Annotated in this window: 12 protein-coding genes and 1 tRNA gene; 10 read left to right on the top strand and 3 right to left on the bottom strand. The window is 61.2% G+C overall.

What is annotated here, in order from left to right; genetic code table 11:
• Nucleotides 1–70: 70 nt before the first annotated feature.
• Nucleotides 71–937: a peptidoglycan DD-metalloendopeptidase family protein gene (locus CENROD_RS06675; RefSeq protein WP_022773143.1), complete on the top strand. Its 867-nt coding sequence runs from the start codon at nucleotides 71–73 to the stop codon at nucleotides 935–937.
• Nucleotides 938–984: 47 nt separating this feature from the next.
• Complete coding sequence (rlmD, locus tag CENROD_RS06670; RefSeq protein WP_022773139.1) at nucleotides 985–2,397, top strand: 23S rRNA (uracil(1939)-C(5))-methyltransferase RlmD; 1,413 nt, start codon at nucleotides 985–987, stop codon at nucleotides 2,395–2,397.
• A 118-nt stretch (nucleotides 2,398–2,515) separates the two neighbouring features.
• On the opposite strand, the gene CENROD_RS06665 is transcribed toward rlmD, so the two are convergent.
• Nucleotides 2,516–2,589: transfer RNA gene (locus tag CENROD_RS06665), tRNA-Gly, on the bottom strand.
• Nucleotides 2,590–2,753: 164 nt separating this feature from the next.
• Between CENROD_RS06665 and CENROD_RS06660 the strand changes: the two genes are divergently transcribed.
• The 5 genes from CENROD_RS06660 (at nucleotide 2,754) to waaF (ending at nucleotide 9,157) form a co-directional block, all read left to right on the top strand.
• Nucleotides 2,754–4,520: a methyl-accepting chemotaxis protein gene (locus CENROD_RS06660; protein WP_022773136.1), complete on the top strand. Its 1,767-nt coding sequence runs from the start codon at nucleotides 2,754–2,756 to the stop codon at nucleotides 4,518–4,520.
• A gap of 118 nt (nucleotides 4,521–4,638) precedes the next feature.
• On the top strand, nucleotides 4,639–5,481 hold the full coding sequence (locus tag CENROD_RS06655; RefSeq protein ID WP_022773135.1) for a phosphate/phosphite/phosphonate ABC transporter substrate-binding protein: 843 nt from the start codon (nucleotides 4,639–4,641) through the stop codon (nucleotides 5,479–5,481).
• Between the two features lie 19 nt (nucleotides 5,482–5,500).
• Nucleotides 5,501–7,723 (top strand): ATP-binding protein, encoded by a 2,223-nt coding sequence (locus CENROD_RS12475; protein WP_022773134.1) that lies wholly within the window; start codon nucleotides 5,501–5,503, stop codon nucleotides 7,721–7,723.
• A 167-nt stretch (nucleotides 7,724–7,890) separates the two neighbouring features.
• Complete coding sequence (locus CENROD_RS06645; RefSeq protein WP_022773133.1) at nucleotides 7,891–8,097, top strand: zinc-finger domain-containing protein; 207 nt, start codon at nucleotides 7,891–7,893, stop codon at nucleotides 8,095–8,097.
• Entirely contained in the window at nucleotides 8,084–9,157 is a 1,074-nt protein-coding gene (gene waaF, locus CENROD_RS06640) for a lipopolysaccharide heptosyltransferase II (RefSeq protein WP_274518141.1), read from the top strand. Before CENROD_RS06645 ends, waaF begins: the two co-directional genes overlap by 14 nt.
• Before the next feature lie 29 nt (nucleotides 9,158–9,186).
• Here the strand turns inward: waaF and CENROD_RS06635 are convergent, their stop codons facing one another.
• Complete coding sequence (locus CENROD_RS06635; RefSeq protein WP_022773126.1) at nucleotides 9,187–10,470, bottom strand: sensor histidine kinase; 1,284 nt, start codon at nucleotides 10,468–10,470, stop codon at nucleotides 9,187–9,189.
• Between the two features lie 15 nt (nucleotides 10,471–10,485).
• Nucleotides 10,486–11,190: a response regulator transcription factor gene (locus CENROD_RS06630; protein ID WP_022773123.1), complete on the bottom strand. Its 705-nt coding sequence runs from the start codon at nucleotides 11,188–11,190 to the stop codon at nucleotides 10,486–10,488.
• A 340-nt stretch (nucleotides 11,191–11,530) separates the two neighbouring features.
• On the opposite strand from CENROD_RS06630, the gene CENROD_RS06625 reads away from it, so the two are divergent.
• From CENROD_RS06625 to CENROD_RS06615, 3 genes are read left to right on the top strand one after another with little or no spacing between them, the layout of a single operon-like run.
• The gene (locus tag CENROD_RS06625) at nucleotides 11,531–12,556 is read left to right on the top strand and encodes a taurine ABC transporter substrate-binding protein (RefSeq protein ID WP_022773119.1); all 1,026 of its coding nucleotides are present in this window, start codon (nucleotides 11,531–11,533) and stop codon (nucleotides 12,554–12,556) included.
• A 2-nt stretch (nucleotides 12,557–12,558) separates the two neighbouring features.
• The gene (locus CENROD_RS06620) at nucleotides 12,559–13,455 is read left to right on the top strand and encodes an ABC transporter permease (RefSeq protein WP_238551750.1); all 897 of its coding nucleotides are present in this window, start codon (nucleotides 12,559–12,561) and stop codon (nucleotides 13,453–13,455) included.
• Entirely contained in the window at nucleotides 13,452–14,327 is an 876-nt protein-coding gene (locus CENROD_RS06615; protein WP_022773112.1) for an ABC transporter ATP-binding protein, read from the top strand. The genes CENROD_RS06620 and CENROD_RS06615 overlap by 4 nt, the downstream gene beginning before the upstream one ends.
• Nucleotides 14,328–14,347: the final 20 nt, after the last annotated feature.

Raw genomic sequence — 14,347 nt, 5'->3', positions numbered from 1 at the left:
ACCGTTGCCACCATCGCGTCCAACATGGATGGAAGGGCACTCCTACAATCCTGACCGCTTGGAGGAGAGCATGGAAATCAGGGAACGAAGCGTTCAAGCTGCGGTCGGTGTGCTGGCAGTGCTGCTGTTGGCGGGGTGCGGGGGAACCCGGCTCAACCATGCGCCGGTGGAGGAACGGGCCACCCGTGCGGGCAATCCGGGATCGGTCATTTCCCTCCCCAATGGGTACCCGGCAGGGGTCGAGAACGCAGGCAAGCCTGGGTACTACACCGTCAAGCCCGGGGACACGCTCTTGCGTATTGCCCTGGAGCATGGGCAGACGGTGCAGGACGTTTCCCGCTGGAACCAGTTGCAGAATCCGAATCGGATCGAGGTGGGGCAGGTCTTGCGTATCGCTCCCCCTGTGGGAGCACCGCCGCAGGTGCGTCCGGTGCTTCCTTCCGCAGCGGGGGTGGCTGCATCGCAGCCCTTGCCGCCGGTGCGCCCGGTTTCTGGTGCGGTAGCGTCGGCATCTTCGCCTGCTGCTCCCGTTGCCCCCACTTCTGCATCTGCCGCCCCTGCACAGGCCCCCATCACGTGGGCGTGGCCGGCGACTGGTTCGGTATTGGCAGCGTTCGACGACGTGCGCAACAAGGGTATCGACATCGAGGGTGCAACGGGTGCTCCTGTGCTGGCTGCCGCAGACGGTCGGGTCGTGTACGTGGGTTCCGGCCTGCGTGGGTACGGGAACCTCATCATCCTCAAGCATGACAACGTCTTTCTGACTGCCTACGCGCACAACAAGACCTTGCTGGTCAAGGAAGACCAAGTCGTGCGCAAAGGGGAAAAGATCGCCGAGATGGGGGACAGCGATGCCGACCGGGTCAAGCTGCATTTCGAGCTGCGGCGCAATGGCAAGCCGGTCGATCCCCTGAAGTTCCTGCCCGCCCGTCACTGAGGCGGAGCCGGTTCTCGAGTCTCTCCACGCCGCACGGGTTCGCTGTCTTGGCTGCCTTGGTGGAGGCCCCGGCGCTTCGGCAGGAGGACGAACTTCTGCAAGTCGAATCGCTGGATTTGGATGCGCAAGGCATTGCGCATCGCAGCGATGGCAAAGTGGTGTTCATCGAAGGGGCGCTTCCGCAGGAGCGGGTTCGCGTTGCGGTGCATCGCCGCAAGAACCAGTGGGAAAAGGGCACCGTCACGGCCATTGAGCAGGAATCGCCTTGGCGCGTGGTTCCGGCGTGCCCCCACTACGGGATGCATCGCGGGGCGTGTGGGGGTTGCAGCATGCAGCACTGCCATGTGGATGCCCAGGTCGCTGTCAAACAGCGCGCCCTGGAAGACAGCCTGTGGCACCTGGGGCGGGTACGCCCCGCAGTCGTCTTGCGTCCTATTCAGGGGCCGAGTTGGGGGTACCGGTATCGTGCGCGGCTCTCGGTGCGGTACGTGCGGGCCAAGCAGACCGTCTTGGTGGGTTTTCATGAGCGCCACAGTAGTTATGTGGCGGATATGCAGTCATGCCGGGTCTTGCCGCAGGAAGTGGGCAGCCTGCTGATGCCACTACGCACCCTGATCGGGCAACTCGAAGCGCGGGAGCGTTGTCCGCAAATCGAGCTGGCTTGCGATGCAGACCACATCGCGCTGGTGTTGCGGCACCTGCAGCCGCTCAGCGAGCACGATACCGAGGCACTGCGCGCTTTTGCCAAAGAGCATGACCGGGTTCGGTGGTGGTTGCAACCTGGCGGGCCGGCTTCCGTGCATCCCCTCGATGCCAACACCCAGGCATTGCGCCACGCCTTGCCGGAATTCGGTGTGGAACTGCCCTTTCTGCCGACGGACTTCACGCAGGTTAATCCGTTCGTCAACCGGGTGCTGGTGTCGATGGCCGTGCGATGCTTGGAGATCGGGGCAACCGAGACAGTCATCGACTGGTTTTGCGGGTTGGGCAATTTCACCCTGCCCATTGCCACCCGCGCTGCGCGGGTGCTCGGTGTCGAAGGCAATGCGGTTTTGGTGGAACGCGCCCGGCAGGGCTACGAACGGCATGGTGGAAGCACAGTTACCGGACGACCCCTGGCTCCGACGACCTTTGCGGCGCACAACCTCTTCGAGCTGGACGTGCGGGCACTACTGCAATGGGGCTGCGCGGAAAAATGGCTAATCGACCCGCCCAGAGAGGGCGCCGTGGCGCTCGTTCGCTCCTTGGCTGAACTGATCAGGGGGGACAACCCTGCTCCGCAGACATGGAACCCCCCGCACAGAATCGTCTACGTGAGCTGCAACCCTGCAACCCTGGCGCGTGATGCAGGAATCCTGGTACACCAGGCAGGCTATTTGTTACAGCAGGCGGGGGTAGTCAACATGTTTCCACACACGGCGCATGTGGAAAGCATCGCTGTATTGGACCGGATGCGTTGACCGGCTGCATGGGCCGAGTGCGTGGGCCACGTGCGCGAACCGGATGTGGAAGACCGTGTACGGGACAACCACATTCGGGGACGATGGACTGGGGGAAGGCAGATCGCAGAAAACGATCTGGAGCGGGTGAAGGGAATCGAACCCTCGTATGAAGCTTGGGAAGCTGCCGTTCTGCCATTGAACTACACCCGCCGAACCATGTAGGCGGCGCATTCTAGCGAGGCCGCCTGTCTGTCTGGGATGCCCCTCAGGGCTTGGTACATCACCCTTCCAGATGGCAGAAGGGCTACCGCAGGCGCACAGCGTATCATCGTGGGCACAGCAAATGTCGTAGTGCTTTCCAAGCAGGGAATACCATGAACCAATTCAAGATTTCGACCCGGCTCGCCATCCTGATCGGCGTGATGGCCATACTTTTGCTCGTTGTGGGCGGCATTGGGCTACTAGGTATCGGGAAGGGCACCGATGCACTCCATACGCTGTATGTCGATTCCCTTGGACATTTGGAACGGCTGGGGCGCGTCGATTACCTGATCTTGCAGAACCGCACTGTTTTGGGCGCTGTGGTCATGGCGTCTGATCCGTCCCAAAAGCAGCAAAGCATCGACCAAGTCGAAGCCGGCATTGCAGAGGTCGACAAGTTGATCACTGAATACCTTGCCTCGAGTATGGAACCCGAAGAAGAACGCATGAACTCAAGCTTCCAGGAGCGACGTACTCAGTACGTGCGGGAGGGGCTGAAGCCCGCATTGGATGCCTTGCGGCAAGACAAGATCGACGAAGTGCGTACCCTGTTGATGGAAAAAGTCATTCCGCTGTATCGTGCCGTGCATGAAGAACTTTCGGCACTGATCTCTTTCCAACAGCGGGAGGCGAGGCAGGAGTTCGATGATGCCAACGATCAGTTCGCGACTGTGCGCATGTTGTCGCTCTCGTCGATCGTTCTCGGGGTGTTGTTCGCAGTATGGTTTGGATGGGTATTGATGCGCAGCATTGCGGAGCCTCTGCAACGCGCTGTATCCGTGACCTTGGCCACTGCGCAGGGGGATTTGACGACCCATATCGAGGTAGCGGGCAATGACGAATTCACCGTGTTGATGGCGGCACTCGCCGAGATGCAGACCAGTCTGGCAGAGGTGGTGGGTCAAGTGCGCCAAAGTTCCGACAGCTTGGCCAATGCCAGCGCAGAAATCGCCCAGGGCAACCAGGATCTGTCCGGCCGCACCGAAAGCCAGGCCAGCGCGCTGGAGCAAACCGCAGCGAGCATGGAAGAACTCAGCTCTACCGTCAAGCACAACGCGGACAACGCTCGCCAGGCCAACCAGCTTGCGATGAATGCGAGCACGGTGGCGGTGCAGGGTGGGGATGTCGTTGCCCAGGTGGTCGATACGATGCGTGCGATCAACGAAGCATCGCGCAAGATCAGCGACATCATCAGTGTGATCGACGGTATCGCCTTCCAGACCAACATCCTCGCGCTCAATGCCGCTGTCGAGGCCGCGCGTGCTGGTGAACAGGGGCGTGGTTTTGCGGTCGTTGCATCGGAGGTGCGCTCGCTGGCCGGGCGCAGCGCGCAGGCTGCCAAGGAGATCAAGTCTTTGATCAACGCGAGCGTCGAGCGCGTTGAACAGGGCACCACGCTGGTTGATCAGGCGGGAACGACGATGCAGGAGGTGGTGAGCTCGATCAAGCGCGTCACCGATATCGTCGGGGAAATCAGCGCTGCCAGCGTGGAACAGAGTCAGGGGGTCAGCCAGGTTGGCGAGGCCGTTACCCAGATGGATCAGGCCACGCAACAAAACGCCGCGTTGGTCGAGGAAATGGCCGCTGCTGCCAGCAGCCTGATGGGGCAGGCGCAAGAGATGGTCCAGGCCGTCGCGGTCTTCAAGGTTCCCAGTCGGCTAGGCGCTGCGCGTGCCACGATCACGCCTGCTCCGGTTCGTTCCACACAGCCCAGGCCTACAGGCGGCAAGCTTGCATCGAAGCCTAGGGCTCCTGCCAAGCCGCGTACGGTGCCTACGCCAGTCAAGGCTGCCGCCGCGCCGGCAAAACTGGCTGCGCCTGCGTCGCACCCGCCAGCACAGTCTTCTGGCGCTGGCGATGCCGACTGGGAAACGTTCTAAGGGCGGGCCACCTGTTGGCTAGACCGGCATCGTCGTTCGGAAAATCGTGTCGGCGGCTCCCACGTAGCCTGGGTTGTTGGCGGTGCGTCGTAGTGCGTGGAAGATACGGGAGGGTGCCATGCAGTGTTCCGTTTCCGTCTTGCGGTGGCTGTGCCTGGGTGTGTTCTGGGCTGCTTCCCTTGCGTTGGCGCAGCCATCCCAGCCATTCCAACCACCCCAACCATTCCGGGTTGGGGTGGCGCCCCACTCCAGTGCGCGCGCCATTCTGGAGATGTACCAGCCCTTGCGTAAGTATCTGGAGCAAGCGTTGGGGCAGCCGGTGGAAATCGTCACAGCAACGGATTTCGGCGAATTTGCCCGGCGGATGCTGAAACAAGACTATGACATTGCCATCACCACGGGCCACCAAGCTCGGCTTGCGCAGACCGACGCGCAGTACATCCCCTTGTTGACCTATGCTGCGGAGTTCCGTGCTGTCACCGTCGTTGCCAATGATGATGCTGTCAAGGCGGTGGCAGATCTGCGCGGCAAACCTGTGTTGGGGCTGTCCCCCGCGTCGCTTGTTACCCTATGGGGGGAGCATTGGCTGCGTGTCAACGAGGTCGCCGTCGACCTGCGCTACATCAGCGCTTCGGACAGTGTGGCCCGGCTGGTATTGGAAGGCCAGGCTGTGGCGGGCTTTCTGTCGATGGCCAATTACCAGAGCCTTCCCCGTGCCATGCAGGCACGGCTGCGTTTCCTCGTCGTAGGGGAACCGATGGCGGGAAGGGTCTACATGCTCAATCACCGCAATACAAAGCGGGCAGAAGAGATCAGGCAAGCCTTGGAGGGCTTTGCGCAGACGCCTGCGGCGCGGGACTACTTTGCCAAGTACAAGCTGGAGGGGTATCGCCCTTTGCGTTCCGGGGAATTGGAGGCGATGGACCTCTACACCGCCGCAGTTCGCCAGTCCCTGCGCTGATCAGCGGTATGGGTCGACGATGATTGCCCTGCGTTCGGTTCGATCCCGATTGTTGTTGGCTGCGCTGCTTGTCGAGACGGTCATGCTGACTGTGCTCGTCTACAACAGCGTGCGGCTGATGCGCCACCACATGATCGAGCAGGGGCGTATGCATGTCGAGCAGCTCGTCCCGATCCTTCAGGCCGCGTTGGTGGCGCCGCTGGCGCAACTGGATCAAGCCACTCTCCAGTCTGTGCTCGACGAGAGCATGAGCCGGGGGGGGATTCGGTACTTGGCGCTCCTGGATTCGCGTGGCGAAACGCTGGCGCTTTCGGGTTGGGAGCGTGGCAAGGTGCTGCCGCTGCCGGATGCAGACATCGAAAAACTGCATAACGAAAACGTCTACCACGTTCAGCGTGCCATCGCCGTGCATGGGCAGCATTTGGGAACCTTGCGTTTCGGTCTGGATATGTCTGAAGTGCTGCTCGCACGCAAACGCCTGCTTACGCAAGGCGTGCTGATCGCATCGCTGGAGGTGCTGCTTTCTTTTGTGATGCTGATGCTGATCGTATGGTGGTTGATGCGCCAGCTTGGCGGGTTGACCCAGGCCAGCCATGCCGTTGCTGTCGGAGATTTGTCTCCCACCCGGCTGCCGGAAGGACCCGATGACCTGGGTCAGTTGGGTACGGCATTCAATACGATGACCAAGGCCATTGCCGACCGTGTTACCGAGCTAACCCGAGCTAAGGAACAGGCCGATATCGCCAACCAAGCCAAGGGCTGCTTCCTGGCAACGATGTCGCACGAAATTCGTACTCCCATGAATGGCATCCTGGGAATGGCGCAGTTGCTGCAAAAGCCTCGGTTGAGCGAAGAAGAGCGCTTGCACTATGCCCACGTCATCCTGGGATCGGGGCAGATGCTCCTGAGCCTGATCAACGACATCCTCGATATTTCCAAGATCGAGGCCAACAAAGTCACTTTGGAATGCATCGCATTCGATCCCAAGGTGTTGCTGCACGACGTGTATGCGTTATTCGCGGAGTCAGCCAGCAGCAAGCAACTTGTGCTCGACCATCATTGGGATGGGCCTGTTGGGCAGCACTATCTGGCTGATGTGACCCGATTGCGTCAGATGCTCAGCAACCTGATCTCCAACGCGATCAAGTTCACCACGCAGGGTGCCATCCACGTCAGTGCTACAGAACTGGAGCGGCAAGGCAGCAAGGCGTTGCTGCAATTCACCGTGGCGGATGATGGGATTGGCATGACACCGGAACAGCAGGCGCGTTTGTTCGAGCCTTTCGTGCAGGCCGACAACACGACGACCCGCAAATACGGGGGCAGCGGCCTGGGCCTATCCATCGTCAAACGCCTTGCCGAATTGATGGGGGGCAAGGTAGGGGTACACAGTACTACCGGACAAGGTTCGCGTTTCTGGTTTGTTGTCGCTATGGATGTGGGGGAGGTACTAGTGCCAGACGACGGTGAAGAAGCCGACGAGGACGACGAGGATGCATTGGCTTTTTCGGGCAATTTGGTAGGCCACGTGCTGGTGGCGGAAGACAACGCTGTCAATTGCATGGTCATCGAATCCATGCTCGAACATCTTGGGCTGGACTTCACGATGGTGCATGACGGGGTGCAGGCGTTGCAGGCCATCGAACGCGGCTTGCGGCCCGATGTGGTGCTCATGGACGTGCAAATGCCGGTGCTCGACGGGTGTGGTGCCACGGAGCGTATTCGTGCGTGGGAACACAACGCCGGGGTGCGGCCGGTGCCCGTCATTGCGCTGACTGCTGGCGCGTATGAGGAAGATCGCCAACGATGTTTCGCTGCGGGCATGAACGATTTCCTGGCCAAGCCGGTGCAGGCGGACGTATTGCGCGAGAAGCTCGCTCGATGCATTCAGTCGCATAAGTGCGGGCATTCCGGGCATAAGTGCGGGCACTCCGGGTTTACGGGCTTGGATGACGCGTCACCGCAGCATGTGGCTGGGAATGCCATCGATTGGGAGCGGTTCATGCAGGTACGAGAGGAGCTGGAGCCTTTGCTCATCAGCCAGCGGTTCGATGCGCTCGAACGTATCGTTGTCTTGCGTGCGGACTTTGTCTCGACCCAGCTTGGTCCGGTATTCGACCGCGTCGGTGCCCACCTGCAACGGCTGGAGTTTGCTGCTGCGTTGCGTGTGTTGCAAGGGATCACGGTTCCAGGCGCTGCCCCGTCCTGTGCTGCACAGTCCGTGGATCGTGCGCACAAGTAGCGCGGCCATCCCACTTTTGTCGCTCCTACCACGGGAGCAAAAAGCGTTGTGCCGATGTCAGAGGCATGGCAGTAGCAATAGCGATGCTGAATGTGGCTCTTATGGCATCATGCTCCGTCTTTCGGGCTGAGGGTATGGTGCAAGGAATGGTGAGCAAGGAATGGTGAATGAGTAACGCGAAATTTGAATTGCTGGACTCGGATCTCGACCCCAATGGGCATGTGCATTGCCCGAATTTGTTGGCGGATCTTCGGCTCTGGAGCGGGCATCCCAAGGTATCGCTCGATGTTTCCCGTACGGGGCAGGTGCGTTGTCCGTACTGCGGAACGGTGTACAAGCTGAAGGCTGCCCGGCGTTCCAGTGCCAAGCACTGACGGCGACGCTGTCGCGCCGTGCCAGGCGCGCAGCCTGGTGATCGCGCCGCAGTGGATTGGCGACGCCGTAATGACCGAGCCGCTGCTGCGGCGTCTACATCTGCGTGGGGAGCGGTTGACGGTGGCCGCGTTGCCTGCCATTGCGCCCGTATACCGGGCCATGCCCCAGGTTTGCGAGGTGCTCGAACTGCCTTTTGTACGCAGTCGGTTGCAGCCCGTGCAGCGGTTCCGATGGGCCAGACAGTGGCGGGGGCGTTTTGACATCGCCTACGTCTGTCCCAATTCTTTCAAGAGCGCGTTGCTACCCTGGTTGGCAAGCATCGCACGACGGGTGGGGTATCTGGGAGAAATGCGGTATGGGTTGCTCACGCACCGGCTGCCCAATCCTTCGCGCTTGCAGCGAATGCCGATGGTGCAGTGGTATCTGGCGCTGGCGGGGGATGCGGTAGGGGATGCGTTTGATGTACCCCGGTTGACGATGGAAGCTGGGCAGGTCGATATCGTGTTGCGTCGCTTTGGGCTGGAACGCGGTGGGTACCACGTGTTGGCCCCCGGCGCCGAATACGGCCCGGCCAAGCGTTGGCCTGTAGGGCACTTTGCCGCATTGGCAAGGGGGCTGGATCGTCCTGTAGTGCTGGTCGGCGCTGCGCGTGATGCGCAGGCATGTCAAGCGGTGTGCAGCCATGCCCCTGGGGTGCGCGATCTGGCTGGTCAGACTACGTTGACTGAGGCCATGGCGATCCTCGCTGCTGCGCATTGCGTGGTGAGCAACGATTCGGGGCTGATGCACATCGCTGCGGCGTTTTCCGTCCCCCAGGTTGCGGTATTCGGCTCCAGTAGCCCGTTGCATACGCCGCCGAACAACCCGCGTGCGCAGGTGCTATGGCGCAAGACAGACCCCGACTGCATTCCCCCGCTCGACTGCGCTCCCTGCTTTGCCCGTGCCTGTCCCCATGGTCATACCCGTTGCCTGCACGAGCTATCCGTGCCGATGGTATTGCGTGCCGTAGAGGATGTGGTGGGAAGGGCTGTGTTCAACGCCACTCGGCATGGCTGGTGAAGAAGCAGGGGAGGGCGACCCCATGCAGGCTACTTGGCATCCTGCACGTTGTCTTTCCCTTCCCGGGGCAGTTCCAGCACAAAGCATGCTCCGCCGCCGTCGCGGTTGTGGCAATGCACCGTCCCGCCGTGGCGGGTGGCGATAGACCGAACCAGTGATAGGCCCAGGCCGACGCCGCCATCGCGTTCGGAAGCGCCGGGTAGCCGGTAGAAAGGCTCGAAGATGCGCTCTTGCATGCCTTCGGGAACGCCAGGGCCTCTGTCGCAGACGCGCAGGACGATCCCATTCCCCTGCTGACCGAGGTGGGCGCGAACGTCGTGGGCGCCATGGCGGCGGGCGTTTTCCAGCAGATTGCGAAGGGCGCGGCGCAGCAGCTTGTTCACGCCATGCACCGTCCACGGCGCAGCAGGCTGTGGTGCGTCGATGTCGAGGTCGATGTCGAGCCGTGCGCACTCTTCCGCAGCCAACCCCAGCAGATCGACGGATTCCATCGTCCCCAGGTTGGCTTCGTGCGCATCGAGCCGGCTTGCAAGCAGGATTTCTTCGACGAGTTGGTCTAGCTCGGCGACGTTGCGTTCCAATTCCTTGCGCAGTGGTGGCGCAATAGCGTTCCCGAGCAGCTCCATGCCCATGCGGATACGCGCCAGGGGGGAGCGCAACTCATGCGAGGCATTGGCCAGCAGCGATTTTTGGGATGCCAGCAATGCCTCGTGCGAGGTGATGAGCGTCTGGATGCGTTGCGCAGCTTGGTTGAAGCGACGAGCCAGAAAAGCCACCTCGTCTTTGCCCTCCTCATCAATGCGCACCGACAAATCCCCTTCACCCCAGCGCTGCACACCATCCTGCAAGCGTTCCAGCCTGCGGGTGAGGGTGCGCACGATCGGGTAGGTCGCCAGCGCGACGGCCAGCCCCACCCACACCAGCATCCACGCAAAGCCGAAGGGCGGGCGTCCCCACGGTGGGGGTGCGGGGCGTGCCAGATGCATCCGCATGGTTTGCCCGTCTCGCATACGAATCAGGAATTCGCCGGTGTTGTCGCCCATCGCTACGGGAGAGGAAGCCCCGGAGCCAGGCGGGGCGAGCTGCTTCCAGCGCGGGGAGGCGTGAGGATTCCGGCCCCGGTGCGGCGGGGGGCCATCGTCCATCCACCGTGGTTGACCCATGCCGATGACCTGCCCGGAAGGGTCACGCACGATCACGTCTCGGGGTGGGGGTTCGACCGTCCACCGCCAGACCTGTGCCACGAGCAACGTCAGCACTGCCACGGCGAGTACGACGGCGAGCCAGATGCGCAGATAGAGTTTGTGTGGCATGGCGATGGTGGGGCGTTAGTCCTGCTGCTTGGCGAACACATACCCCACGCCCCGAACAGTCAGGATGCGCTTGGGGTTGCGTGCATCGTCCTCGATCGCTGCGCGGATGCGGCCCATGTGTACGTCGATCGACCTATCGAAGGCTTCGAGTTCGCGCCCACGGACGGCCTCCATGATTTGCTCTCGTGTCAGTACCCGCCCCGCACGGCGGGCCAATGCGAGGAGCAGATCGAACTGGTAGGAAGTGAGTTCGCAGGGTTTGTCGCCCAGGTGTACCGTGCGTGCGTCGCCATCGATTTCCAGCGACCCGAATCGCAGCATCTGGGTGGAACTGGGGGTGGGGTCGGCGCGACGGCGCAGCACGGCGCGGATGCGCGCAAGCAACTCACGGGGCTCGAAGGGCTTGGGCAGGTAATCATCTGCTCCGATCTCCAGGCCGATGATGCGATCCATCGGGTCTCCCTTCGCCGTGAGCATCAGGATGGGTGTTTGCGCACGGGCGCCTTCCAGAGTGCGAATGCGTCGACACACCTCCAGCCCGTCCATATCCGGCAGCATGAGGTCGAGGATGACGAGGTCGGGCACAGTGGCTTGCACTGCGTCGAGCCCCGTGCGTCCATCGCCTGCGTGGGCAAAACCGTATCCCGACTGCCCCAGGTAGGTGCCGACCATTTGGGCCAGACGGGAATCGTCTTCGATCATCAGAATGTGCTGGTTCATAGCAAAACGAACACTGGTTGGAAACCCCGCCCTGCAATGCGGTACGCCGTGACTCCGGCCTGAAGGCCGGTTATTGATAGCTGTGCAGTCTATGCAGCCAGTATGGCGCTGCGTTGGCGGAGTGGTAACGGCTTGGTAAAGCTGTCCAGCGCTTGCCCATAGGTCAGCGGCTGACTACAAGCTCCACAGTGCCCCGGCTACACTTTTCCAATCCGGGGAAGTCAATATCATCTCTGTAGCGGCAGTTCGAGCGTATTCCGCCCCGGGTACCTGTCCACACTACGGAGCCACCGCAGTCTTTGAGCCTGACCGGCCCATCACACCATGGATGAGTACAACGATGTTCCAATTTGCCTGGTTGAAAAAGTTACTCCATACCGTGCTGCTGGGCGCGAGTTTGGTCAGCACTGGCGTGCAGGCGCAGGCAGTGCCAGAGGAAGTTCGCTTTGCCTATGCAGGCGGGCCGCGTGTATGGGTACTGGGCAAGATCGACAAAGCCTATGACAAAGCCTTTGGCGCCAAGGTGAAGTGGGTTCCTTATGCCTCGGGCGCGGACGTGTTGACCCTCTTTGCCGCCAAAGAGATTGATATTGCACGGTTCGGGTCTAGCCCCACAGCCGCTGCCATTGCACGCAAATTGCCTATTGAAGTCATTGGCGCGCCGGAAATCATTGCCACCAGTGAGCGTTTGATTGCCCGCAAAGGCATTGATTCCCTGAAAGACCTGGAAGGAAAAACCGTCGCCTATCCCGCCAATTCCACTGCGCAATATGCTTTTGAGGTCGCTATCAAACTGGCCAAGGTCGATCGCAGCCGCATCAAAGGGATAGCCCTCAAGCCTGCGGAAATGGTGGCAGCCTGGAAGCGCAACGACATTGACGCAGCCTACGTTTGGGGACCCTTCTCGCAACAGCTCGAAGGCGACGGTGGCAAAGAAATTTTCGCAACCCGAGATCTGCAGAAATACGATGTTTTGATCTTCAATAACTTTGCGGTGCGCAAAGAATTTGCTGACAAATATCCAGAGATTGTTGTGAAGTTTTTGCGTGTCGTGCAAGACAAGGTGGACCAATACCAGCGTGACCCCGAAGGCTCAGCCCAAGCGATTGCCAAACATCTAGACATTCCGGTGGACACCGCCCGCAGCACCCTCGCCGGCTTGCAGCACCCTTCGATCGCCGAACAACTGACGACGGCCTATCTGGGCAACGAAACCACCAAAGCAAACTCCCGCATCACACGCGCCTTCCAAAATTCGGCCATCTTTCTGGCTGAGATGGGCGAAATGCGCAAGGCCGACATTCCTGCATCCTTCGCCCCCGCAATCAACACTACCTACCTGCAACGCGCCGCTGCGCTCCCGTAAGCGTGTCGCTCCCACAGCCGACCGGGATGCAGCGGCCCGTGTCGCTGCCCGCGCAGAATGCCTTGGCTGCGCATCCCCGCGCCGCGAGCACCGCCAGCGTTCTCCATGGCCATGCATCCCGCGCCTGGATACGCTGGCGGTTGTCGCTGATCAGCGCCCTGGCAGTCGTGGCCTTTCTGGTGCTCTGGCAGCTTTCCGGCTCGCTGCACTGGGTAGACCCCCTGCTGCTGCCTCCGCCCAGTGACATCCTGACCACTGCGCTCGAACTGGCGGAAAGCGGCTATCGACAGACCCCGCTATGGCAGCACTGGGCCATCAGTACCGCACGTGCGCTGTTGGCCGTTGTCGTGGCGATCGGCGTGGGGGTGCCGCTCGGTTTGGGAATGGGTTTGTCGCCCATCCTGGCCGCTACGCTCAATCCCTTTGTCCAGTTCCTGCGGCCTTTGCCCAAGATCGCGCTGATCCCGCTGGTGATCGTCTGGTTTGGCATTGGGGAGAGCGCCAAATTTTTTTTGATCTTCGTCTCCAGCTTTCTCAGCATCGTGGTCGGCTCCGCTGCTGCCGTGCTGGGCGTCAGTCAAGCCCGCTTGCGGGCTGCGCAGACGCTGGGCGCCAGTCGCCGCCAGTTGTTCTGGTACGTGGTGCTGCCCGATGCACTGCCCGAACTATTCACCAGCGTGCGCCTTTCCGTGGGCATTGGCTGGACTACTCTGATTGCCGCAGAGATGATCGCCGCCCATGCAGGGCTGGGTTGGATGGTCATCAATGCTGGCAACTACCTCCGCACCGACGTGGTCTTGCTCGGTATTGCGCTGCTGGGCCTGACCGGATATTTCTTTGATTGGATTCTTTTGCGTTGGCAAAAGCGCCTGGCCCCTTGGAGCGGGAAGGACGCATGAGTACCTCTCCCCGTATTGCTATGCAAGGGGTTTGCAAACAATTTGCCGGTCCCACGGCCCAAGTCCTTGGTCAGCAGGTACTCCAAGACGTTGCACTCACGCTGGAGAAAGGGGAGTTCGTCTGCCTGCTCGGTGCATCGGGCTGCGGCAAAACGACGGTCCTTCACTTGCTGGCGGGTTTTGAGCAAGCAGACCAAGGCACGCTGCTGATCGATGGACAACCGATTGCTGGCCCAGGACCAGACCGTGGAATGGTGTTTCAGCAACCTACCTTGTTCCCCTGGCTTTCCGTGCTCGACAACGTGACCTTTGGCCCACGCATGGCCGGTCAATCCCAAGCCGCTGTGACGGGCCAAGCCATGCACTTTCTACGGATGGTGGGGTTGCAAAACCATGTCCACCACTTTCCCTGGCAACTGTCAGGCGGTATGCGCCAGCGCGCTGCCTTGGCTCGCGCATGGTTGCCGGGGCCGGAAATACTGCTGATGGACGAACCCTTTGGCGCCTTGGATGCACAAACCCGTCTGGCCATGCAGGAGTTGCTGACAGGACTTTGGCAAACAACAGGCACCACGATCCTGTTTGTCACCCACGATGTGGATGAGGCGCTCTATTTGGCAGACCGCGTGCTCATCATGGCCTCCGCCCCGGGGCGCATTCGCACCGAGCGGAAAGTGCCTTTTGTGCGCCCGCGCTCGGTGGAAGACCTGGTCGCAGACCCGGCGTATGGCGTGCTCAAGAGAGACATCCTCCACATCGTTCGCGAAGAATCGGCAAAGTCTCTGCCCGCCGCAATCTTTCCCTCACCCCCCAGCCCTTCTCCCGCTGGGCGAGGGGAGCGTCCAGAATCCGCTTCGCGACTTGCACAGTAACCACCACCGCAACGGCAACC

It is taken from the genome of Candidatus Symbiobacter mobilis CR, from assembly GCF_000477435.1.
GTDB lineage: Bacteria > Pseudomonadota > Gammaproteobacteria > Burkholderiales > Burkholderiaceae_C > Rhodoferax > Rhodoferax mobilis.
This window is presented reverse-complemented; position numbering and strand designations above follow the sequence as displayed.